Consider the following 21224-nt stretch of genomic DNA (forward strand, 5'->3'; position numbering starts at 1 on the left):
CCATGACCACCGAACGCTGGGATACCGATCCCGTCCTCACCGTGGAACACGTCACCATGCGCTTCGGCGGCCTGGTGGCGGTGAACGACCTCTCCTTCAAGGCCGGGCGCGGCGACATCACCGCCCTCATCGGTCCGAACGGCGCGGGCAAGACCACGGTCTTCAACTGCATCACCGGCTTCTACAAGCCGACGATGGGCCTCCTCGACCTCGCCCACCGGGACGGCAAGCGCTTCATGCTCGAGCGCATGCCGGACTTCAAGATCTCCGGCAAGGCCAAGGTGGCGCGCACCTTCCAGAACATCCGCCTCTTCTCCGGCATGACGCTCCTGGAGAACCTGCTCGTCGCCCAGCACAACGCCCTCATGCTCGCCTCCGGCATGACCATCGGCGGCATTCTCGGCATCGGCGGCTACAAGGCCAAGGAGAAGGAGGCGATGGAGCGGGCCAAGTACTGGCTCGACAAGATCCGCCTCACCGCCCGCGCCGACGACCCGGCCGGCGATCTTCCCTACGGCGCCCAGCGCCGCCTGGAGATCGCCCGCGCCATGTGCACCGGCCCGGAGCTCCTCTGCCTCGACGAGCCGGCCGCGGGCCTCAACCCGCGCGAATCGGCGGAGCTGAACGAGCTCCTCCTCGGCATCCGGGAGAGCGAGAAGACCTCGCTCCTCCTCATCGAGCACGACATGTCGGTGGTCATGGAGATCTCCGACCACGTGGTCGTGCTCGAATACGGCATCAAGATCTCCGACGGCACCCCCGCCTTCGTCCAGAACGACCCGCGCGTGATCGCCGCCTACCTCGGCGTCGACGACGAGGAAGTGGAGACGGTGGAGAAGCAGCTGGACGTGCTGACGGGAGAGGCCGGATGACGAGCGTGACCAACGGAACCGGGTCGCCCATGCTGGCCGTCCGCGGCGTGAAGACCTTCTACGGCAACATCATCGCCCTCAAGGGCGTGGACGTGGACGTCCACGCCGGCGAGATCGTGACGCTAATCGGCGCCAACGGCGCCGGCAAGTCCACCTTGATGATGACCATCTTCGGCAGCCCCCAGGCCCGCGAGGGCGCCATTCTCTACGAGGGGCGGGACATCACCCGCATGCCCCCGCATGAGATCGCGCGCCTGCGTATCGCCCAGTCGCCGGAGGGGCGGCGCATCTTCCCGCGCATGACCGTGCTGGAAAACCTCCAGATGGGCGCCAGCCTCGACGAGCTCAAATACTTCGACGAGGACGTGGAGAAGATGTTCACGCTCTTCCCGCGCCTCAAGGAGCGCATCGGCCAGCGCGGCGGCACCCTGTCGGGCGGCGAGCAGCAGATGCTGGCCATCGCCCGCGCCCTGATGGCCCGCCCCAAGCTCCTGATGCTGGACGAGCCCTCGCTCGGCCTCGCGCCGCTGATCGTCAAGCAGATCTTCGACGCCATCAAGGAGCTCAACCGCACCCAGGGCCTCACGGTCTTCCTCGTGGAGCAGAACGCCTACCACGCGCTGAAGCTCGCCCACCGCGGCTACGTGATGGTCAACGGCGTCATCACCATGGCGGGCTCCGGCCGCGAGCTTCTGGAAAGCCCGGAGGTGCGCGCCGCGTACCTCGAGGGCGGACGGCACTGAGGGGGAGGGGACGATGCAAGGCATTCTCTATGAAGAACCGAACATCCTCTTGTTCGCCTTCGTCACCCTCATCCTCGGCGGCTGGGGCGCCTGGATGACGGGCCGCGCCTGCGCCATCACCTGGCGCAGCGCCACCATCCTCGTGGCCTATGTGCTCGTGCTCGCCATGGCGGTGCGCTTCATCCACTTCGCGCTCTTCGAGGGCACGCTCCTGTCGCTCCACTACTATCTGGTCGACATGGTGATCCTGCAGGCGATCGCGTTTGCCGGCTACCGTTTCTACCTGACGCGGCAGATGGTGCGTCAGTACTACTGGCTCTACGAGGCATCCGGGCCGTTCGCCTGGAAGCCCAAGGCCGCCGCTTAAGTTCTTTGACCAATTAGTCGAATCCGGGTGACAAGTCTGAAAAGATAGTCGAAATTCTATCTCCAGCGGGTCAACCGTGCCAAACGGGCCGAGCCAATTCGGCCCGCCTTCCAGAACCATTGGGAGAGTCTCAAAAATGAAGAAGCAGCTTCTGACGGGCGCCGTCTTCGCCGCGAGCTTGATGTTCGCGTCGCAGGCCTTCGCCGAGATCAAGATCGGCGTTGCCGGTCCGCTCACCGGCCCGAACGCCGCCTTCGGCGCGCAGCTCCAGAAGGGCGCCGAGCAGGCCGTGGCCGACATCAACGCCGCCGGCGGCGTGAACGGCGAGATGCTGAGCATCGTGCTCGGCGACGACGTGTCCGACCCGAAGCAGGGCGTGTCGGTCGCGAACAAGTTCGTGGGCGAAGGCGTCCAGTACGTGGTCGGCCACTTCAACTCGGGCGTCTCGATCCCGGCCTCGGAAGTCTATGCCGAGAACGGCATCTTCCAGATCACCCCGGCCTCGACCAACCCGAACTTCACCGAGCGCGGCCTGTGGAACACCTTCCGCACCTGCGGTCGTGACGACCAGCAGGGCGCCGTCGCCGGCAAGTATGTCGCCGACAACTTCAAGGACACCCCCGTCGCGGTCATCCACGACAAGACCCCGTACGGCCAGGGCCTTGCCGACGAGACCAAGAAGGCCATGAACGGCCTCGGCGTCACCGAAGTCGTCTACGAAGGCATCAACATCGGCGACAAGGACTTCTCGGCCCTGATCTCCAAGCTCAAGGCGGCGAACGTCGGCGTCATCTACTACGGCGGCCTGCACACGGAAGCCGGCCTGATCATCCGTCAGGCGGCCGACCAGGGCCTCAAGGCCGTGCTCATGTCCGGCGACGGCATCACCTCCGACGAGTTCGCCTCGATCGGCGGCCCGGCCGTGGAAGGCACCCTGATGACCTTCCCGCCCGACCCGCGCAAGAACGCCGACGCCGCGCCGGTGGTGGAGAAGTTCCGCACCGCCGGCTTCGAGCCGGAGGCCTACACGCTCTACTCCTACGCGGCCGTCCAGGTCATCGTCGAGGGCATCAAGGCCGCCGGCGAGAACGACCCGCAGAAGGTGGCCGAAGCCCTCAAGGGCGGCAGCCAGTACTCCACGGTGGTCGGCACCCTCGGCTTCGACGAGAAGGGCGACATCACCCGTCCGGACTACACCATGTACGTCTGGAAGAAGAACGACGAAGGCAAGATCACCTATATCCAGATGCAGTGATCGGCCGGACGGCGCGGCCCGCCCACCGGCGCCCGCTCCGTCCCCATCCGTCCCGCCCGCCCCGGCCATCGCCGGGGCGGGCTTTTTCATGGCCGGACGAATCCCCCGCGCCCGCCCCCGGAGAGGGCGCACCCCGTCGCCAGCCCTGCCCCTCGATCTCCCCACCCGCCCTACATCGTCATGGTTCGCGCAGGCGGACCACCCACGCTTTTGTCGCGCCCACAGAAAGACACAGCGCCCGTCGCTCCCAAGCCGCATGCGTGGCTGGTCCGCCTGAAGCGGACCATGACGGAGGTTGGTGGGAGCTGGAGGGTGGCCGTCAGCCCGGCGAACGCCGGGATCCAACCGTCCCATCCGCCGTCGCAACCAGCAGTCGACCCTGGCGTCGGCTGGATCCCGGCTTGCGCCGGGATGACGGGATCGGGTGATGGTGGCGCACGATGGACAAGGGTAGGGGATGCCGCCATGACCCAGCCCCCGCACCTCTACCCACGCCCCCGCCCCTTCGTGCATACTCCCCCCGCCGTCCTCTCACCCCCAGGTCCCGGAATGCGCCTTCTCCCCGCTCTCGCCCTCGCCGCCGTCCTTGCCGTCCCCGCCCGGGCGGAGGTGCTGATCGGTGTTGCCGGCCCCATGAGCGGCGCGTTCGCCGGCATCGGCGCCGAGATCCAGGCCGGCGTGGAGACGGCCGTCGCCGCCCTCAACGCCCACGGCGGCCTTGACGGCGAGCCCGTCGCCGTCGTCACGGTGGACGACAAGTGCGACGCCGAAACCGGCACCGCCGTCGCCAACCAGCTGATCGGCCGGGGCGTGCGCTACGTGGTCGGCCACGCCTGCGCGGCGGCGGCCATACCCGCCGCCAAGGCCTACGCGGCCGCCGGCCTGCCCTTCGTCACCCCCGCCGTCACCAACCCGCGCTTCACCGACGAGCGGATCGGCCCGCTGGTCTTCCGCCTCGCGCCCCGCTCCGACGCGCAGCCGAAGGCGATCCTCCGCGCGCTTCTCGCCGAGGGTCCGGATGTGCGCGTCGCCTTTGTCAGCGACGGCAGCGTCTACGGCCGCGGCCTCATCGACGCGGTCGCCGCCGGCTTCACGGCGGCGGGCGGGCGCCCTGTCGCCACGCTCGACTTCACCCCCGGGGAGAAGAGCCAGAACGCCCTCGTTGGCGAGTTGCAGGACGCCGCGGTCACCCGCGTGGTCGTTGGCGCCTTCCATCCGGACCTTGCGGTCATCGCCACGGAGATGCGCGCCCGCGGCCTCTCCGCCACCCTCCTCACCGGCGACGCCGCCGCCCTCAACGCCTTCCCGGACCTTGCCGGTGCAGCCGCCGACGGCGTCGTCGTCGCCATGCCGGCCCCGGCGCCGGGCGCCCCTGGCCAGAGCGAGGCGGCAGCCGCCATCATGGCGCTCGGGGCCGAGCCCGGCATGGTGGCGCTCACCAGCCATGCCGCCGTCGAACTCCTGGCGGCCACCGCCGGCGCGGCGGATGTGGGCGCCGCCCTTCGCGCCGCCCCTACCGCCACGGTCATCGGCCCGGTCACCCTCGACGACAAGGGCGACCGGCTGGAGAGCGGCTACGGCCTCTTCGTCTGGCGCGCCGGCACGCTCCAGCGCCTCGACTGACAACCGCCGCCACGCCGCCGGATCACGACCGCCGTCCTGTACCTTTGGGCGGGACGCGGCACCCGCCACGCCGGTGCTATAACGGTCGCAAGCCGCTCCGGCGGCAGCCCCGAGCGCCGACGCGTCGTCGGACCGCCTCCGGGGCAGAACAGATCGATCGCAGAGGACATGCCCATGCCGGCCGCCGTGCCCGCTACCATCGACGACACCCTGGCGCTCCTCACCTCCGGCGGCTACGTGGCCGACCGGGCGCTCGCCACGGTGCTCTTCCTATCGCTCCGGATGAAGCGGCCGCTCTTCCTGGAGGGCGAGGCGGGTGTGGGCAAGACCGAGATCGCCAAGGTGCTGGCCGCCACCCTCGGTCGTCCGCTGATCCGGCTGCAGTGCTACGAGGGCCTCGACCTCGCCAGCGCCGTCTACGAGTGGAACTACGCCGCCCAGATGGTGGAGATCCGCATCGCCGAGGCCGCCGGCGTCGCCGACCGGGGCGAGATCGCCTCCGACGTCTTCTCCGAGCGCTTCCTCATCAAGCGGCCCGTCCTCCAAGCCCTGGAGCCGACCGTGGACGGCCGCGCGCCCGTGCTCCTCATCGACGAGCTCGACCGGGCCGACGAGGCGTTCGAGGCCTTCCTCCTGGAGGTCCTGGCCGACCACCAGGTCACCATTCCGGAGTTCGGCACCATCCGGGCCGGCGAACCGCCGATCGTCATCATCACCACCAACCGCACCCGCGAGATCCACGACGCTCTGAAGCGCCGCTGCCTCTACCACTGGGTCGACTATCCGGACATCGAGCGCGAGCTTGCCATCGTCCGCGCCAAGGCTCCCGGCGCCCCCGCAGCCCTCGGCCGGCAGGTGGTGGCCTTCGTCCAGACCCTTCGCGAGATGGATCTCTTCAAGGTCCCCGGCGTCGCCGAAACCATCGACTGGGCAACCGCGCTCGCAGAGCTCAACACCCTCGCGCTCGACCCGGAGACCGTCTCCGACACCCTCGGCGTCCTCCTCAAATACCAGGACGACATCGCCCGCCTCCGCACCTCCGACCTCGGCCGCCTCGTCGACCAAGCCAAAAGCCGCGCGCTCGCGGGTTAAGGCGGATATGGTCTGCCTGAAGCAGACCATGACGAGCGCGGCGTTAGGGGCAGGGCGCACAACGAAACGCCGGCCGACCCCCCCGCCAACCACCGATGCCCCCCACGTCCCTCGTCATGGTCCGCGCAGGCGGACCACCCACGCTTTCCCCCGGCAACCAACTCCGCATCCGATGGCTGACCACCCGCAGTGGCGAACATCGAACCTCACCACGTCCCCGCCATCCTTCCCCCCAGGTCGTCACCCCGGCGAAAGCCGGGGCCCAACCGTCACGCCCGTCACCCGCACCGCCCCGCATCCCTGCCGCCGTCGGCTGGATCCCGACTTTCGTCGGGATGACGGTTCAGGCGGCGGGTGTCCGTTCCGTCGGCTCGCGGAAGAAATGCGTGGATGGTCTGCCTGACGCAGACCATGACGAGCAAGGCGTTAGGGGCAGGGCGCACCCCGAAACGCCGGCCGGCGATGCCAGCGCCGTCACCATCAACACCCTCCACCGTCATGGTCCGCGCAGGCGGACCACCCACGCTTTCCCCCGGCAACCAACTCCGCATCCGATGGCTGACCACCCGCAGTGGCGAACATCGCCCCCTCACCACGTCCCCGCCATCCATCCCCCCAGGTCGTCACCCCGGCGAAAGCCGGGGCCCAACCGTCACGCCCGTCACCCGCACCGCCCCGCATCCCTGCCGCCGTCGGCTGGATCCCGACTTTCGTCGGGATGACGGTTCAGGTGGCGGGTGGCCGTTCCGTCGGCTCGCTCCAAGGAATGCGTGGCTGGTCTGCCTGACGCAGACCATGACGAGCAAGGCGATGGGGGCAGGGCGCACACCGAAACGCCGGCCGCCCCCCCGCCAACCGCCGATGCCCCCCACCTCCCTCGTCATGGTCCGCGCAGGCGGACCACCCACGCTTTCCCAACCCCCACCCCAACCTCCACCCTGTCCACCCCCGCCGCCGTCCGCTACCATCCCCCCCACCCGCGCCCCCACTCCAGGACCCCTCCCATGACCGACCACGACCCCGCCGAGAGCCGCCTCTCCGAAAACGTCGTGCTGTTCGCGCGCCTCCTGCGCCGGGCCGGCATGCCGGTCGGGCCGGCGTCCGTGGTGGATGCGGTGGAGGCGCTGACGGTCGCCGGCGTCGGCTCGCGGGCGGACGTCTACTGGACGCTGCACAGCATTTTTGTCACAAGGCGCGATCACCACGTGCTTTTCGACGAGGCCTTCCGCACCTTCTGGCGCTCCCGCGGGCTCGTGGAGAAGATGATCGCCATGATGTCGCCGGTCGCGCCCCCGCGCGCGCCGACCGAGGCGCCAAAGGCCGGCGCGGCGCGGCTCGCCAAGGCCCTCTTCGGCGACAGCGCGGCGGACCGGACCGTGGAGCGGCCCGAGATCGAGATCGACGCCCGGCTCACCGTGTCGGACCGGGAGATCCTGCAGAAGAAGGACTTCGCCCAGATGTCCGCCGAGGAGATCGCCCGCGCCATGCTGGCGGTCCGCGACCTCGTCATGCCGCTCGACACGGTGCCGATCCGCCGCCGGGTCGCCGCCCGCCGGTCCGGCGAGATCGACCTTCGCCGCACCCTGCAGGCGTCGCTGCGCACCGGCGGCGCCATCATCCCGCTGGCCTTCCGCGAGCCCAAGCGCGTGCATCCGCCGATCGTGGCGATCGTCGACATCTCCGGCTCCATGAGCCAGTACTCCCGCCTGTTCCTGCACTTCCTCCATGCCCTGTCGATCCGCCGCACGGTGCAGACCTTCCTGTTCGGCACCCGCCTCACCAACGTCACCCGCCAACTCACCCTGAAGGATCCGGACGAGGCGCTGATCGCCTGCTCGTCCCAGGTGGCCGACTGGTCCGGCGGCACCCGGATCGGCGAGGCGCTGCACCGGTTCAACAAAGAGTGGTCGCGCCGCGTCCTCTCCGGCGGCCCCATCGTGCTCCTCATCACGGACGGCCTGGAGCGCGACGACGTGGAGGGGCTCGGCCGGGAGATGGACCGGCTGCACCGCTCCTGCCGCCGCCTCGTCTGGCTGAACCCGCTCCTGCGGTTCGACGGCTTCGAGGCCCGGGCGGCCGGGGTGAAGAGCATGCTGCCCCATGTGGACGAGTTCCGCCCCATCCACAGCCTGGACGCGGTCGCGGACCTCTGCCGCGCCCTCGGCGGCAGCCGCGGCGAGGCCCCGGCGCGGGATCCGCGCGCCTGGTTGCGTGCCGTGGCCTGAAGCGGGTCGTGGCCAACGGGCAGGGGACACGCGTACGAAAATTATAAGGTATTACGCATATGATTGCCGCCTGCCATGGAGAAGCCCCCGCTCGAAAGGGGCCAGGAGGGACGGCGTGGACGTGTGCTTGTTGATTCCCCAGTGGTCCATTCGGCCGACCGCCCGGACCGAATTCGAAGCGCTCATTCAACGCTGGCGCGAAACGGTGCTGGCAATGCCCGGCTGCCTCGCCTTCAAGCTCTTCCGGGGGTTCGACGATCCGCTCGACTATCTGTTCCTGGAGACTTGGGTCGACGAGGCGAGCTTCCGCGCCTACGTGACCAGCCCGGAGGCGGCCGATTTCCTCCGCGAGGCGTCCTACTACGCCTCCAGCCCCGGCAGCGCCCAACTGGCCAAGCTCGTTCACGAGCGCTCGGTCCTCTGAGCCGCGCCCTACCTGCGCGACGCATCTTTCTTTCGTGAACCGTTGATTGAACCAAACCCACGCCCGGGGCGTAGGGGAGGGACCAGTGAGCGCGACGCGAGGAAGACGAATGCCTGACACCTATCTGATCTACGGCGGCACCGGCGGCCTCGGTTCGGCCATCGCCCGGCGGCTTGTCGGCAGGGGTGCGGCGGTGCATCTGGTCGCGCGCGACGAGGACCGCCTGAAGGCGTTCGGCGCCGCTCCATCGACGAACCAGGCGGCTACGTTGTCGGACAGTTCGGCCCCGACGGGCAGTTTTGCCGGCTACACTGCCGGCGACGTCGCCGATCCGGAGACCTTCATCCGCGCCATGCAGGACGTCGGCGACAAGCCGCTGAAGGGCTTGGTCTATGCGGTCGGGACCATCAACCTGAAGCCGCTCGGCCGGTTGACCGACGAGGACTTCCTCAACGACTACATCTTGAACACCCTTGGCGCCGCCAGAGCCATCCGGGCGGCGGTGGCGCATCTGGCGCGGGCCGAGGGAACGTCGTCCGTGCTCCTCTTCTCCACGGTCGCGGCCCGCCAGGGCTTCGCCGCCCACGCCTCGGTGGCGGCCGCCAAGGGCGGCGTCGAAGGGCTCGTCCACGCCCTCGGGGCCGAACTTGCGCCGAAGATCCGCGTGAACGCCATCGCGCCGAGCCTTGTGGAAACAGAGCTTTCCGCCCCTTTGATCGCCAGCGAGCCGATGCGCAAGGCCATCGCCGGCCTGCACGCCCTGCCGCGCCTCGGCACCCCGGACGACATCGCCGGCATCGCCGACATGCTGCTCTCCGACGGCGCCGCCTGGATCACTGGCCAGATCATCGGCATCGACGGCGGTCGCTCGACCTTGCGCACCAAAGGCTAACCCCCTGCCAGATCTTATCTTTCAGCCATCTGATGCAATGCGCCGCCGGGCGGGTCATTGTCGCTCCGGGGGCAGATCTGATTCGGAGGATATGATGAGGCGATACGGACCCGCGCTCCGGCGGACGACCCTGGCCGTCGGCCTCCTCCTCGCCACCGGCCCGCTCGTCCTCGGTGCGCTCGCCCAAGAGGCGGTTCCGCCCGAGGCGCCGCCGGATGCCGGCACCAGCCCGGTCGCGCCGGAAGCTGTCGTTCCCGAGGGCAGCGTGGCGCCTCTGCCGGAACCGTCGGCCCGCACCGGTAGGGCCTATCTGGAGCAAGTCTGTTCCGGCTGCCACGCGGTGGGGGCGACCGGCGACAGCCCGAACGGACTGGCGCCGCCGTTCCGCGACATGCTGAAGGACTACAGCGCTGAGGATCTTGAGGAAAGTCTCGCCGAAGGGATCGTGACCGGGCACCCGGACATGCCGGAGGTGGTCCTCGATCCGCCGCAGATCGCCAACGTGGTCGCCTATCTGGACGCGCTCGCGATCGTCACGGGCAACTGATCGCCCGAACCCCTAGAGCGCTTTCCGACCTGATGGAATCATCAGGTCGATCAGAAATCGCTCCAGATTCAATATCCTGGAGCATTGTCTCATCGACCAAGTCTTTCAACTTGGTCGGACAATGCTCTAGCGCGGCGGCGGCGACCGGTATAGAAGGCGTTGCCTCTTGCCGCGCCATGGCGCGTCTGGCAGCACTCTCCGGAAGCTGCTGCTAAGCCTTTGATTCACCTACACTAAACTCTTTCGCTCGCACACTTGTTGGCGCATCATGGGATGCGGAGCGAGGGCGCGGACGCCGTCGCTTCAGGTCTCAACCGCGAGCGAGGTTCGGTATGGCGAGCGCTGAGTTCCAACTTCAACTGAAGGGCTACGGCCTGACCACGGCCCACATCCTCTACCGGCTACCCGATCATCCCAAGATCCTGCAGACCTACGTCTGGCAGAACTACGACATGGCCCCCGACTTCCCGGAGCTCTCCCGCTTCCTGGACTTCTGGCGCACCAAGATCGAGGGCGCCCTCCACTCGGTCGACGTGGCGCACCGCAAGTTGATCGGGCCGAGCGAATGGCGGAAAGTGGACGCGTCCTTCCTGGTCAACTGAGGACACGGTCGGGATGACCTGCCGGCGGAGGCATCGCCAGGGCGCGCGTTCGTGACTATATGGGGCTCAGCCATCGCAAGGGAGCTCCGGCAAGCCATGAACATCGGCGATGCAGCCACCCGGTCGGGCCTTCCGGCCAAGACGATCCGCTACTATGAGGAGATCGGCCTTCTCCGCCCCCCGCGCGCGGAGAACGGCTATCGGCACTATGGCGAGCGGGAGCTGCACAAGCTCCGCTTTCTCCAGCGCGCCCGGTCCCTCGGTTTCACCATCGAGGAATGCCGGCACCTCCTGTCGCTCTACGAGGATCGCGGGCGGGCGAGCGCCGATGTCCGGGCTCTTGCCACCGAGCGGATCGCCGACGTGGATGCGAAGATCGCCGAGCTGCAGGCCATGAAGGCGACCCTCAGCCGCCTCGTCCACGCCTGCCATGGCGACGACCGGCCGGACTGCCCGATCCTGGACGATCTCGCCTCGGACGGTCAGGCCCGCGCCGACCGGGGACGGTCGCCGCTCTGAAGCAGAGAAAACGCAACGCGTTGAATGGCCTGGACCGCTTTCCTCCGGACGGCTTCAGCTGTCCTGATCGACGCGCCGACCGGCCGTCAGCCGCTGTAGGGCGGCTTCGGGATCGCCTGGTGGGCGGCGCGGAGGGCCGCGGACCAGCGTTCGCGCAGGTCGTGGAAATAGGGCTCGCCCGGTTCGATCCGGTGCAGCACCTCGTGCCGGATGGCATCGCGCGGTATGGTGATCAGGTCGATCGGCATGCCGACGCCGAGGTTGGAGCGCATTGTGCTGTCCATGGAGATGAGGCCGAGCTTCAGCGCCTCGTCGATCCCGGTGCGGAACTTGATCGCCCGGTCCAGGATGGGCTTGCCGTATTTGTGCTCGCCGATCTGGAGGAAGGGCGTGTCCTCGGTCGCCTCGATGAAGTTGCCCTGCCGGTAGATCATGAAGAGGCGCAGCCGTCCCCGGGCGATCTGGCCGCCCACCAGCATGGTGACCTCGAATCCGGCCGACGACTGCTCCAGCGCCGGCCCGTCGATCCGGTAGACCTCGCGGATCGCCCGGCCGACGAACTGGGCCGTTCGGAACATGGACGGCTGGGTCCAGACCGATTCCATCTCCCCGGTCTCCGGGTCGAGGATGCCCTCGTTCAGCATGGAGATGACCGACTGGGTGATGGCCAGGTTGCCCGCGGTCGCGATGGAGACGATGCGGTCGCCGGGCCGCTCGAACACGTGCAGCTTGCGGTACTGCGCCACGTTGTCGAGGCCCGCGTTCGTGCGCGTGTCCGCGATCATCGTCAGGCCATCGGCCACCAGAATGCCGACGCAATAGGTCATGGTCGTGAACTCCACCCGTCCCGGAGTGGATCGCCCGCTGGCGACTGCCCCCACCCGGCCCTCTGATCGGCCTTTACCAGTGCCCGTACCACCAAAGACAGGGTTTCGCGCTGCGAAGACACCTGTCGTGCCCCTTGTCATAGTGGATCGCCCGATCGACGTCAGTGCGTAAATCGGGCACCCGACCCAGCCGCCGCGTCGCACCTCCCGGCACCGCCGACGCCGTCCGAACCGCCTCGGCGATCGTTCCTCGGCCTCGGATCATCCCGCCCGGCCGATCATCGGCCCACGGAACGGACCGATGCCCTTTCGATGGTCAGGACACCTCCGAAACTGTCGCCGCCGAGGCGAGTGTCTCGGTGGCGGGACCCTGGTGGGCGCCGCGCAGAAAGGCCACGCCGTGCTGGTCGAGACCCGCCGCCACCCGGACATACTGCTCCGTCGGGCATCGGTCGTTCGCCGCGTCGAAGCCGACCCAGCCGAGACCGTTGACGTGGACCTCCGCCCAGAGCCAGGCCGCGTCCGCCTTGCCGTCGCGGTCGGCCAGATAGCCGGAGACCACCCGTGCGGGCATGTCCATGCACCGGGCGAGGGCGACGAAGAGGTGGGCGAGGCCCGCCGGCGATCCTTCCGCCGCCTTCAGCACGTCGGCGGCGGTCTCCCGCGTGATGCAGGACACGTCCTCCACCGCCAGCGGCCGCGGCTTGATGCGCTCGTTCAGCAGCTTCATGGTCGCGTGCCCGCGATCGAGCGGGTTGGCGCCGGCCGCGGCCCGCACGTCCGCGGCGACGTCGCGTATGGACGGATCCGGCGTCGTCAGCATGGTTTCGCGCAGGAAGAGCGCGGTCGGCAGGCGCTCGCCGATCTGGAGGACGCCAGCCGTGTCGTCGGTCTCCACCTCGCCGGCGGCCGTGATGGTCAGGTCCTCCAGCGGTCCGGCCAGGAAGAAGTCGTGGGTGATGTTGCCGTAGCTGTCGAAGCTGCGGGCAAGGCGGCAATCCCGGTCCACATCGATGCGCCAGTCGACCACATACTGGCCGTCGTAGGTGCGCGGGGTCATCCTGAGGTTCCGGATGGCGCTGGAGACCGGTTGGTCGAACCGGGCCGAGATCTCGTGGCTGATGCGCAATCGCATGGGGCTACTCGAGATACTGTTCGGCGATCGCGAACCCGAGGTTCGCGTTGTCGGCGATGAAGGTATCCAGGTAGTCCGACAAGCCGGTCTTGAACACCTCGTCCATCTGCGCGCCCTGCAGCCGTCCGAAGGTCGCCCGCGCCTTGCGCTGCGCCGGACCTTGCCGGCCATAGTCGCGGGCGAGACTGTCGAGGTTGCGGGTGATGTTCTGGTAGCAGGCGACCAGCGAGCGGGGCATTTCGTCCCGGAGGATGAGGAGATCGGCCACCAGATGCGGCTTCAGGTTCTCCCGGTAGACCCAGTGGTAGGAGGTCAGCGCCGACACCGAGCGGAGGATCCACGACCACTGGTAATAGTCGAACCCGCCGCCAACCGACGGACGATCGGGCGTCAGCACGTCCGCCTTCACGTTGAGGATGCGGGCGGTGAAGTCGGCCCGCTCGATGTAGCTGCCGAGACAGAGGAAATAATAGGCGTCGTTGCGCAGCATGGTCCGGTGGGCGGAGCCGTCGAAGCGCAGCGAGGCCTCCTTCACCCAGCCGAGGAAGTCGGACAATTCCTGCCGGTTCATCCGGGCGGCGGAGCGCTTGCGCATTTCCAGCCAGCCGGAATTGATCGTCTCCCACATGTCCATGGTAAGCGCCGTGCGCACCGACCGGGCGTTGGTGCGCGCGACTTCCATGCAAGAGCGGATGGACGACGGATTGAAGGTGGAGAAGGCCAGATGCTCCACCACCGTGCGGGCGTTGGCCTCGCCGTAGGCTTCCTGGAAGCTGTCGAGCGTGCCGGTGGCGGCGACGGCCATCTCCCACTCGTTGCTGCCCTCCGCATGGCTGACCGGCATGGCGGACAGACGGGCGGCGGCTTCCAGGAGGCGCGCGGTGTTCTCGGCCCGCTCCACATAGCGGGCGAGCCAGAAGAGGTTGTCGGCGTGGCGACTCAGCATGGACGGAACTCGGCCGAGGGGAACGGATGGCGGACTGGGCGCACGCGGATCAGACCTTTCCCTGCGATTGGGACTGCGACTGCGATGGGCTGCCACCCTCGGCCGGCCCGAGGTCGTCCGTGTCCGGATCCTCGATGATCCAGGTGTCCTTGGTGCCGCCGCCCTGGCTGGAGTTCACCACCAGCGAGCCCTCCTTGAGGGCAACGCGCGTGAGGCCGCCGGGGACGATGCGGACCTTGTCGGACCCGGTGAGCACGAACGGTCGAAGGTCCACATGGCGCGGCGCGATGCCCTCCTCCACGAAGGTGGGCGAGGTGGAGAGCGCCAGGGTGGGCTGGGCGATGAAGTTGTCCGGATCGGCCTTCAGCTTGGCGGCGAAACTTTCGATCTGCGCCTTGTCGGCCTTCGGGCCGACCAGCATGCCGTAGCCGCCGGAACCCTGCACCTCCTTCACCACCAGGTCGGGAAGGTTCTCCAGGACGTATTTCAGCGAGTCCGGCTCGCGGCAGCGCCAGGTCGGCACGTTCTTCAGGATCGGCTCCTCGCCGAGATAGAAGCGCACGATGTCCGGCATGTAGGTGTACATGGCCTTGTCGTCGGCAACGCCGGTGCCGACCGCGTTGGCGACGTTCACGTTGCCGGCGCGGTAGGCGCTGATCAGGCCCGGCACGCCCAGAACCGAATCCGGCCGGAAGGCGAGGGGGTCGAGGAAGTCGTCGTCGATGCGCCGGTAGATCACATCCACCCGCTTCGGCCCCTCGGTGGTGCGCATGTAGACCACGTTGTCGCGCACGAAGAGATCGCGGCCCTCCACGAGGTCGACGCCGAGCTTGTCGGCGAGGAAGCTGTGCTCGTAATAGGCGGAATTGAGCGGTCCCGGCGTCATCAGCGCCACCGTCGGCTCCGACGGCGCGGAGGCGGGCGCGAGCGACCTGAGGCTCGCCAGCAGTTCGTCCGGATAGTTCTCCACCGGCTGGATGCGCGCTTCGGCGAAGAGGTCCGGGAAGAGCCGCATCATCACGTCCCGGTTCTCCAGCATGTAGGAGACGCCGGACGGCGTGCGGGCGTTGTCTTCCAGGACGTAGAAGTCGTTGTCGTCGGTGCGGATGATGTCGATGCCGGCGATCTGCACGTAGACGTCGGAGGGCAGCTTCACGCCCACCATCTCGGGCCGAAAGGACGGGTTCTGGTAGACCAGTTCCTGCGGCACGACGCCGGCCCGGATGATCTCGCCCTTGCCGTAGATGTCGGCGAGGAAGCGGTTGAGGGCGGTCACCCGCTGGGTGAGGCCCTTGGAAAGCGTGCCCCATTCGGCGGTGGTCAGCACCCGGGGCACGATGTCGAACGGGATGATGCGCTCTTCGGCTTCCGCGTCGCCATAAACCGCGAAGGTGATGCCGATGCGCCGGAACAGGAACTCGGCTTCCTCCTGGCGACGCTTCAAGGTCTCCGGCTTCGTCTCCGCCAGCCAGGACTTGATCAGGCTGTAGGCCGGACGACAGGTCGACCCGTCCCCCGTCATTTCGTCGAACGCAACTCCGGCCATCAACCCGTCCTTTGCAGCACCCCACGTGATGATTTAAGCGGCATTTCGGCACCTGGAGCAAGGACACGGATTAGGCAATTCGTCGGCGGAACCGTTTATTTTGCGGGCACCCAACCGATTGTGCGCGCGCGCCTTTCCGTGCCGTGCCGAAACCCTTCGCCCGGACCCTCGCGATCGACGGCGTTACATGAGCCGCAGACCCTTCAGGCTGGCATGGCCGTCGCGGCCGATGATGATGTGGTCGTGCACCGCGATGCCGAGCGGTCCGGCCACGTCCACGATCTGCTTGGTCATGGTCACGTCCGCCCGCGACGGGGTCGGGTCGCCGGACGGGTGGTTGTGGACGAGGATGAGGGCGGTGGCCGACAGCTCCAGCGCGCGCTTGACCACCTCGCGCGGGTAGACGGGCGTGTGGTCCACGGTGCCGGTCTGCTGCACCTCGTCGGCGATCACGGCGTTCTTCTTGTCGAGGAAGAGGATGCGGAACTGCTCCTTCTCCTCGAACGCCATGGCGGCACGGCAATAGTCGATGACGGCCGACCATGAGGAGAGCACCGGCCGTTTCAGGACCGCGCCGCGGGCGAGGCGCTTCGCGGCGGCGTGCAGGATCTTGAGGTTCAGCGCCACCTTGGGGCCGATGCCCTTCACCCGGGCGAGCCGCGCTTCCGGCGCGCCGATCACCTCCGCGAAGGAGCCGAACTCGGCGATCAGCTGCTTGGCGAGCGGCTTCAGGTCCTTCTGCGGGATGAGCGGGAAGAGGACGAGTTCCATGAGCTCGTAGTCGGCGATGGCCTCCGGCCCGACGGCGCTGAACCGCTGGCGCAGTCGCTCGCGGTGGCCGACATAGTGGGGCGGAACGGCGCTTGCGGGCGTTCCGGCATCCGCCGGCCGATCGGGCGCCGGACCATCCGGCACCGGACCATCGGGCACCGGACCATCAGGCACCCCATCCCCGCGCGCCGTCCGGCGCCGCGACTTGGGGGCAGGCGCCCCATCGGCGCCCGTCCCGTCCGCGCCCGTCCGGTCACCGGAAGCCTGCCGGCCCATCGCCGGCTTGCCGTCTTCAAGACCGTCCATGCCTCGCCTCGCCGCCTTCCGCCGACCTTAGCAGATTCGACAGGAGGCCCGGCAAGCGACGGAAAGCGGTCTGCGCCGCTTCCACTATCTGGAGTTGTAGCGATTGCGGACGGCGATCTCAGCCCACCATCACCGGCGGCTTGTCGAGGCCCTTCGGCGACAGCGTGAAGATGTCCACGCCGGTGTCGGTCACGCCGACCGCGTGCTCGAACTGGGCCGACAGCGACCGGTCGCGGGTCACCGCCGTCCAGCCGTCGTTCAGCACCTTCACGTGCGGACGGCCGAGGTTCACCATGGGCTCCACGGTGAAGATCATGCCCGGCCGCAGCACCACGCCCTCGCCGCGGCGGCCGTAGTGCAGGATGTTTGGCGCGTCGTGGAAAAGGCGGCCGACCCCGTGGCCGCAGAAATCGCGCACCACCGAGCAGCGCTCGCTCTCCACATAGCGCTGGATCGCCTCGCCGATGTCGCCGGTGGTGGCGCCGGGGCGGATGGCCGCGATGCCGCGGAGCAGCGACTCGTAGGTGACGTCGATCAACCGCTCGGCCGCGCGCTTGATCTCGCCGACGCCGTACATGCGGCTGCTGTCGCCATGCCAGCCGTCGAGCACATAGGTGACGTCGATGTTGACGATGTCGCCTTCGCGCAGCGGCTTGTCGTTCGGAATGCCGTGGCAGACCACGTGGTTGATCGAGGTACACGAGGCCTTGGTGTAGCCCCGGTAGTAGAGGGTCGCCGGCAGGGCGCCATGGTCGACGCCGAACCCGAAGACGAAGCGGTCGATCTCGTCGGTGGTCACGCCCGGGCGCACCCGATCGACGAGTTCGTCCAGGCAACGCGCCGTCAACTGGCAGGCCCGGCGCATGCCTTCGAAGTCCTCGGCCGTGTAGAGGCGGATGTCGCCGGTGTTGCGCAGCGGAGCGAGCCCCGCGTCCACATAGGTCACCATCAATCGTCTCGATGCAGCGGATGCCGCGGCGGCGCCGATAGCGCCCAGCCGGCGGGTCCAGGTCCAGGGGAGGGGTGCGACGCACCCGTGTTCTGCCGTCTATATAAGCACGCCCCGTCCCGGTTGCCCATCCGCAGCCGACGCCGCCGGCTCAACGGACGTCGATCGGGATCGGCCGATCGGCGCGAATCTCGGTCGGCGCGACCCGGCACGCGTAGGCGATCGCCTCCACGCCGCGCGCCCGGGCGATCCGGAAGGCCGCCGCATAGGCGGGGTCGATGTCCTCGGCGATCCGCAGCACCGCGCAGTCGGTGCGCTGGACCAGATAGACCATCACCGCCCGATGGCCGGCCTCCACCATGTCGGCGAGCTCCATCAGGTGCTTGGCGCCGCGCGCGGTGACGCTGTCGGGGAATTCCGCGACGCCGGGCGAGCGCATCAGGTGGACGTTCTTCACCTCCACATAGGCGTGCGGGCGGGCATCGTCCTCCAGGAGGATGTCGATGCGGCTGTTCTTGCCGTACTTCACCTCGCGGCGCATGCGGGCATAGCCAACGAGTTCGGCCATCACCCCGCCCGCCACCGCCTCGCCCACCAAGCCGTTCGGATGGGCGGTGTTGATCCCCACGAACCCGCCGTCCGCCTCCACGATCTCCCACGAATAGCGCAGCTTGCGCTTCGGGTCGTCGGAGAGCGACAGCCAGACCGGCGAACCCGGCAGGGCGAGCCCGGTCATGGCGCCGGGGTTGGCGCAGTGGGCGGTCGTCTCCGAGCCGTCCTCCAGGATGACGTCCGCAAGGAAGCGTTTGTAGCGCTTGACGAGGCGGGCAGGGACGAGCGGGGCGGGAAACAGCATCGGGGCTCCGGGGGAGGGTCGAGGATCCGGCGTGGGGGCCGCCTCCTCCCCGTATCCGAGGGGCCGGTCGCGCTCAAGTCCGCTCCACCATCCGGTTCGCCGACGGGGCTTCGCCTCATCCCGCCGGCGCGATCGGCCGCCGGGGAACGCGCCGCCTCTTGAGGGGATCGCGGGCTTGCACTAACACCAGTGCACCCCGCCCTCCAGACTGCCGGTCGCCCCTCGTGTCCGAACATAGCGCGCCCACCCCGATCACCGCCGGCATCGTCGTGATCGGCGACGAGATCCTGTCCGGCCGCACCCGCGACACCAATTCCGGCACCATCGCCGCCTATCTCACGTCGGTCGGCATCGACCTGCGGGAGGTGCGGGTCGTGCCGGACGATCAGGACATGATCGTGGAGGCCGTCAACACCCTGCGGTCCCGCTACACCTACGTGTTCACCACCGGCGGCATCGGCCCGACCCACGACGACATCACGGCCGACGCCGTGGGCGCCGCGTTCGGCGTGCCGGTGGACCACGACCCGCGCGCCGTGGAGATCCTGCGCAGCCACTATGCCCGGCCGGAGGACCTCACCGACGCCCGCCTGCGCATGGCCCGGATCCCGGCCGGCGCCGACCTCATCGCCAACCCGCTCACCAAGGCGCCGGGCTTCCGGATCGGCAACGTGTTCGTGATGGCCGGCGTGCCGAAGATCATGGAGGTCATGCTCGACGGCATCGGCCCGCAGCTCGCCACCGGCGCCGTCATCCACTCGGTCACGGTGGACTGTCCGTTCGGCGAAGGCGTCATCGGCACCGCCCTTGGCGCCGTGGCGGCGGCGCATCCGCTGGTGACCATCGGCAGCTACCCGATGTTCGACGGCCGCCGCTTCGCCACCAAGCTGGTGGTCCGCTCGCGCGATCCGGAGGCGTTGGCCGAGGCCGAGGCCGCCGTCAGGGCCATGGTGGACGCCGTCGCCGCGGCATCCGCGGCCGCGCCCGCCGATGCGGGCTCGGGCCGCGACAGCTATTGAACCGCAGCCCCCGATGCGCCGGTGACGACCGGCGCGCCGCGCGCCCGCCTTGCCGCCGCCCGGTGCCGGATGCCAACCCGGTCACCGCTCCCTTTTCACCTCTGCCCGTGAAGTCGACGCCATGACCGAAGATCATCAGCCGCTCAACCCCAAGGCCTTTCCGGTGTCCTGGGACCAGTTCCACCGCGACGCGCGGGCGCTCGCCTGGCGCCTATCGGGGCAGGGAAGCTGGCAGGCCATCGTGTGCATCACCCGCGGCGGCCTGGTGCCGGCGGCCATCGTGGCGCGCGAACTCGGCATCCGGGTGATCGAGACGATCGGCATCGCCTCCTACCACGAGTACAAGGACCAGGGCTCCCTGAAGATCCTGAAGGGCGTCGACCCGAGCCTGATCGAACTCGCCGGCGGCGAGGGCGCCGGCATCCTCATCATCGACGACCTGGTGGACACCGGTAAGACCGCCCGCGTGGTGCGCGACATCCTGCCGAAGGCCCATTTCGCCACCGTCTACGCCAAGCCCAAGGGCCGGCCGCTGGTCGACACCTTCATCACCGAAGTGAGCCAGGACACCTGGATCTACTTCCCCTGGGACCTCGGCTTCGCCTTCCAGCCGCCCATCAACCGCGACAGCCAGGGCTGAAGCACGGCAGCGGCCGGAGCCTTCCGGCTGCGACAAAGGACCAATCAAGCAGATTTTTTGCGATGTATTCACTTTTCTGTGGATAGCCAAAAAATCTGTTGAGAATCAGCGGATCAATCCCCCGTGAGAATGGATTTGAACAGGAACTGATTCGCTTCTTGCATGAAATGACAAGAGAGCCTGCCCGATTCCTGCCTTTTTTGACCGGCCAATGCGAAACAGCGGACAGGCGCATCGAGGTCGATGTGTCCCCGTCGGAGGTCGTTGGTCACCGCGCGCGGCAACGCGGTCACGGGTCGAAAGGCACACGCATGACACTCAGCATCGGCGCACAGCGCGCCATCGCGACGGCCGTCCTCATGGTCGTCTTCGTTGCCGGCGCCGGGCCGGCCTTTGCCAAGACCCAGTGCGGCAAGGCGTCGTGGTACGCCATGCACAGCCGCACGGCGAGCGGGGAGCGCGCCAATCCTTCGGCCATGGTGGCGGCCCATCGGTCGCTGCCGTTCGGCACCATGGTGAAGGTGGAGAACCTCAACAACGGCCGTTCGGTCGTGGTGCGCATCAACGATCGCGGCCCGTTCGTGCGCGGCCGGGTGATCGACCTCTCCAAGCGCGCCGCCAACGAACTCGGCTTCGTCAGCCGCGGCGTCACCTCCGTGCGGGTCAGCGTCATGGACAAGAAGGGCACCGCCGCCGCCGCCGTCTGCGGCTGACCGGCCCTAGAGCATTCTCCGATCAAGTTGCACGAATTGATCGATGAGAGAATGCTCCAGGCTTTTGAATCTAGAGCGATTTCTTGTCGACCTGACGATTCCGTCATGGAGGACAAGCGCTCTAGCCTCCGATGAACCGACGGGGGCGCCCGCGTCCCCGGTCGCTGCGCCGAGGTCTTGACCGGACCCGCGCCGCCCCGTAACCGTTCCGGCTGCATGGGGTGCCGCCGGCCCGCGGACGTGGCGAAACTGGTAGACGCACGAGACTTAAAATCTTGCGCCGCAAGGCTTACGGGTTCGAGTCCCGTCGTCCGCACCATGGCAGCCGACCCGGTTCTCCTGTGGCGTCAGCCAG

22 protein-coding genes and 1 tRNA gene are annotated in these 21224 nt (G+C 68.4%); 16 read left to right on the forward strand and 7 right to left on the reverse strand.

All coding sequences use genetic code 11. The annotated features are described in order from the left end of the window. Positions 1-2 precede the first annotated feature (2 nt). The 12 genes from BUQ68_RS09345 to cueR all read left to right on the forward strand — a co-directional run bounded on the left by BUQ68_RS09345 (position 3) and on the right by cueR (position 11161). Positions 3-872, forward strand: a complete 870-nt coding sequence (locus BUQ68_RS09345) for an ABC transporter ATP-binding protein (protein ID WP_075215692.1) — start codon at positions 3-5, stop codon at positions 870-872. Then, complete coding sequence (locus BUQ68_RS09350; RefSeq protein WP_075215693.1) at positions 869-1615, forward strand: ABC transporter ATP-binding protein; 747 nt, start codon at positions 869-871, stop codon at positions 1613-1615. Before BUQ68_RS09345 ends, BUQ68_RS09350 begins: the two co-directional genes overlap by 4 nt. 13 nt (positions 1616-1628) lie before the next feature. Then, complete coding sequence (locus BUQ68_RS09355) at positions 1629-1982, forward strand: DUF6867 family protein (protein WP_075215694.1); 354 nt, start codon at positions 1629-1631, stop codon at positions 1980-1982. A gap of 136 nt (positions 1983-2118) precedes the next feature. Then, a complete protein-coding gene (locus BUQ68_RS09360) occupies positions 2119-3237 on the forward strand; it encodes a branched-chain amino acid ABC transporter substrate-binding protein (RefSeq protein ID WP_075215695.1) in 1119 nt (372 codons plus the stop codon). 549 nt (positions 3238-3786) lie between these two features. Next, positions 3787-4860, forward strand: a complete 1074-nt coding sequence (locus BUQ68_RS09365; protein ID WP_075215696.1) for a branched-chain amino acid ABC transporter substrate-binding protein — start codon at positions 3787-3789, stop codon at positions 4858-4860. A 174-nt stretch (positions 4861-5034) separates the two neighbouring features. Further along, complete coding sequence (locus BUQ68_RS09370; RefSeq protein ID WP_075215697.1) at positions 5035-5952, forward strand: AAA family ATPase; 918 nt, start codon at positions 5035-5037, stop codon at positions 5950-5952. A 1004-nt stretch (positions 5953-6956) separates the two neighbouring features. Then, on the forward strand, positions 6957-8177 hold the full coding sequence (locus BUQ68_RS09375; protein WP_075215698.1) for a vWA domain-containing protein: 1221 nt from the start codon (positions 6957-6959) through the stop codon (positions 8175-8177). A 115-nt stretch (positions 8178-8292) separates the two neighbouring features. Further along, entirely contained in the window at positions 8293-8601 is a 309-nt protein-coding gene (locus BUQ68_RS23665) for an antibiotic biosynthesis monooxygenase family protein (protein WP_075215699.1), read from the forward strand. 109 nt (positions 8602-8710) lie between these two features. Further along, the gene (locus tag BUQ68_RS09385) at positions 8711-9493 is read left to right on the forward strand and encodes an SDR family NAD(P)-dependent oxidoreductase (protein ID WP_075215700.1); all 783 of its coding nucleotides are present in this window, start codon (positions 8711-8713) and stop codon (positions 9491-9493) included. 94 nt (positions 9494-9587) lie between these two features. Next, a complete protein-coding gene (locus tag BUQ68_RS09390) occupies positions 9588-10040 on the forward strand; it encodes a c-type cytochrome (protein WP_083656455.1) in 453 nt (150 codons plus the stop codon). 332 nt (positions 10041-10372) lie between these two features. Further along, positions 10373-10642, forward strand: coding sequence for an usg protein (locus BUQ68_RS09395; RefSeq protein WP_075215701.1), 270 nt, complete (start codon positions 10373-10375; stop codon positions 10640-10642). Between the two features lie 96 nt (positions 10643-10738). Next, the gene (gene cueR / locus BUQ68_RS09400) at positions 10739-11161 is read left to right on the forward strand and encodes a Cu(I)-responsive transcriptional regulator (protein WP_075215702.1); all 423 of its coding nucleotides are present in this window, start codon (positions 10739-10741) and stop codon (positions 11159-11161) included. A gap of 86 nt (positions 11162-11247) precedes the next feature. On the opposite strand, the gene BUQ68_RS09405 is transcribed toward cueR, so the two are convergent. The 7 genes from BUQ68_RS09405 to sfsA form a co-directional block, all read right to left on the reverse strand. Continuing rightward, positions 11248-11988, reverse strand: a complete 741-nt coding sequence (locus BUQ68_RS09405) for a proteasome-type protease (protein WP_075215703.1) — start codon at positions 11986-11988, stop codon at positions 11248-11250. Between the two features lie 316 nt (positions 11989-12304). Then, complete coding sequence (locus tag BUQ68_RS09410) at positions 12305-13123, reverse strand: transglutaminase family protein (RefSeq protein WP_075215704.1); 819 nt, start codon at positions 13121-13123, stop codon at positions 12305-12307. Between the two features lie 4 nt (positions 13124-13127). After that, entirely contained in the window at positions 13128-14069 is a 942-nt protein-coding gene (locus tag BUQ68_RS09415) for an alpha-E domain-containing protein (RefSeq protein WP_075215705.1), read from the reverse strand. Positions 14070-14118: 49 nt separating this feature from the next. After that, positions 14119-15615 (reverse strand): circularly permuted type 2 ATP-grasp protein, encoded by a 1497-nt coding sequence (locus BUQ68_RS09420; protein WP_083656434.1) that lies wholly within the window; start codon positions 15613-15615, stop codon positions 14119-14121. Between the two features lie 183 nt (positions 15616-15798). After that, positions 15799-16530 (reverse strand): RadC family protein, encoded by a 732-nt coding sequence (radC, locus tag BUQ68_RS09425; RefSeq protein WP_245293205.1) that lies wholly within the window; start codon positions 16528-16530, stop codon positions 15799-15801. A 280-nt stretch (positions 16531-16810) separates the two neighbouring features. Beyond that, on the reverse strand, positions 16811-17641 hold the full coding sequence (map, locus tag BUQ68_RS09430; protein WP_075215707.1) for a type I methionyl aminopeptidase: 831 nt from the start codon (positions 17639-17641) through the stop codon (positions 16811-16813). A 151-nt stretch (positions 17642-17792) separates the two neighbouring features. Then, a complete protein-coding gene (sfsA, locus tag BUQ68_RS09435) occupies positions 17793-18497 on the reverse strand; it encodes a DNA/RNA nuclease SfsA (protein WP_075215708.1) in 705 nt (234 codons plus the stop codon). A gap of 224 nt (positions 18498-18721) precedes the next feature. Between sfsA and BUQ68_RS09440 the strand changes: the two genes are divergently transcribed. The 4 genes from BUQ68_RS09440 (at position 18722) to BUQ68_RS09455 (ending at position 21188) form a co-directional block, all read left to right on the forward strand. Then, positions 18722-19516 carry a competence/damage-inducible protein A gene (locus BUQ68_RS09440; protein ID WP_075215709.1) on the forward strand — a complete coding sequence of 265 codons (795 nt, stop codon included), beginning with the start codon at positions 18722-18724 and terminating at the stop codon, positions 19514-19516. 121 nt (positions 19517-19637) lie between these two features. After that, complete coding sequence (gpt, locus tag BUQ68_RS09445; RefSeq protein WP_075215710.1) at positions 19638-20156, forward strand: xanthine phosphoribosyltransferase; 519 nt, start codon at positions 19638-19640, stop codon at positions 20154-20156. Between the two features lie 311 nt (positions 20157-20467). Continuing rightward, complete coding sequence (locus tag BUQ68_RS09450) at positions 20468-20869, forward strand: septal ring lytic transglycosylase RlpA family protein (RefSeq protein WP_083656435.1); 402 nt, start codon at positions 20468-20470, stop codon at positions 20867-20869. A 234-nt stretch (positions 20870-21103) separates the two neighbouring features. Beyond that, positions 21104-21188: transfer RNA gene (locus tag BUQ68_RS09455), tRNA-Leu, on the forward strand. Positions 21189-21224 lie beyond the last annotated feature (36 nt).

Source organism: Mongoliimonas terrestris, from assembly GCF_001927285.1.
GTDB lineage: Bacteria > Pseudomonadota > Alphaproteobacteria > Rhizobiales > Pleomorphomonadaceae > Chthonobacter > Chthonobacter terrestris.

What these genes read in the sequence shown, in the direction of transcription:
- BUQ68_RS09345 (WP_075215692.1), top strand. Translation starts at nt 3, where the DNA reads ATGACCACCGAACGCTGGGATACCGATCCCGTCCTCACCGTGGAACAC.
- BUQ68_RS09350 (WP_075215693.1), top strand. Translation starts at nt 869, where the DNA reads ATGACGAGCGTGACCAACGGAACCGGGTCGCCCATGCTGGCCGTCCGC.
- BUQ68_RS09355 (WP_075215694.1), top strand. Translation starts at nt 1,629, where the DNA reads ATGCAAGGCATTCTCTATGAAGAACCGAACATCCTCTTGTTCGCCTTC.
- BUQ68_RS09360 (WP_075215695.1), top strand. Translation starts at nt 2,119, where the DNA reads ATGAAGAAGCAGCTTCTGACGGGCGCCGTCTTCGCCGCGAGCTTGATG.
- BUQ68_RS09365 (WP_075215696.1), top strand. Translation starts at nt 3,787, where the DNA reads ATGCGCCTTCTCCCCGCTCTCGCCCTCGCCGCCGTCCTTGCCGTCCCC.
- BUQ68_RS09370 (WP_075215697.1), top strand. Translation starts at nt 5,035, where the DNA reads ATGCCGGCCGCCGTGCCCGCTACCATCGACGACACCCTGGCGCTCCTC.
- BUQ68_RS09375 (WP_075215698.1), top strand. Translation starts at nt 6,957, where the DNA reads ATGACCGACCACGACCCCGCCGAGAGCCGCCTCTCCGAAAACGTCGTG.
- BUQ68_RS09385 (WP_075215700.1), top strand. Translation starts at nt 8,711, where the DNA reads ATGCCTGACACCTATCTGATCTACGGCGGCACCGGCGGCCTCGGTTCG.
- BUQ68_RS09390 (WP_083656455.1), top strand. Translation starts at nt 9,588, where the DNA reads ATGAGGCGATACGGACCCGCGCTCCGGCGGACGACCCTGGCCGTCGGC.
- BUQ68_RS09395 (WP_075215701.1), top strand. Translation starts at nt 10,373, where the DNA reads ATGGCGAGCGCTGAGTTCCAACTTCAACTGAAGGGCTACGGCCTGACC.
- cueR (WP_075215702.1), top strand. Translation starts at nt 10,739, where the DNA reads ATGAACATCGGCGATGCAGCCACCCGGTCGGGCCTTCCGGCCAAGACG.
- BUQ68_RS09405 (WP_075215703.1), bottom strand. Translation starts at nt 11,988, where the DNA reads ATGACCTATTGCGTCGGCATTCTGGTGGCCGATGGCCTGACGATGATC.
- BUQ68_RS09410 (WP_075215704.1), bottom strand. Translation starts at nt 13,123, where the DNA reads ATGCGATTGCGCATCAGCCACGAGATCTCGGCCCGGTTCGACCAACCG.
- BUQ68_RS09415 (WP_075215705.1), bottom strand. Translation starts at nt 14,069, where the DNA reads ATGCTGAGTCGCCACGCCGACAACCTCTTCTGGCTCGCCCGCTATGTG.
- BUQ68_RS09420 (WP_083656434.1), bottom strand. Translation starts at nt 15,615, where the DNA reads ATGGCCGGAGTTGCGTTCGACGAAATGACGGGGGACGGGTCGACCTGT.
- map (WP_075215707.1), bottom strand. Translation starts at nt 17,641, where the DNA reads ATGGTGACCTATGTGGACGCGGGGCTCGCTCCGCTGCGCAACACCGGC.
- sfsA (WP_075215708.1), bottom strand. Translation starts at nt 18,497, where the DNA reads ATGCTGTTTCCCGCCCCGCTCGTCCCTGCCCGCCTCGTCAAGCGCTAC.
- gpt (WP_075215710.1), top strand. Translation starts at nt 19,638, where the DNA reads ATGACCGAAGATCATCAGCCGCTCAACCCCAAGGCCTTTCCGGTGTCC.
- BUQ68_RS09450 (WP_083656435.1), top strand. Translation starts at nt 20,468, where the DNA reads ATGACACTCAGCATCGGCGCACAGCGCGCCATCGCGACGGCCGTCCTC.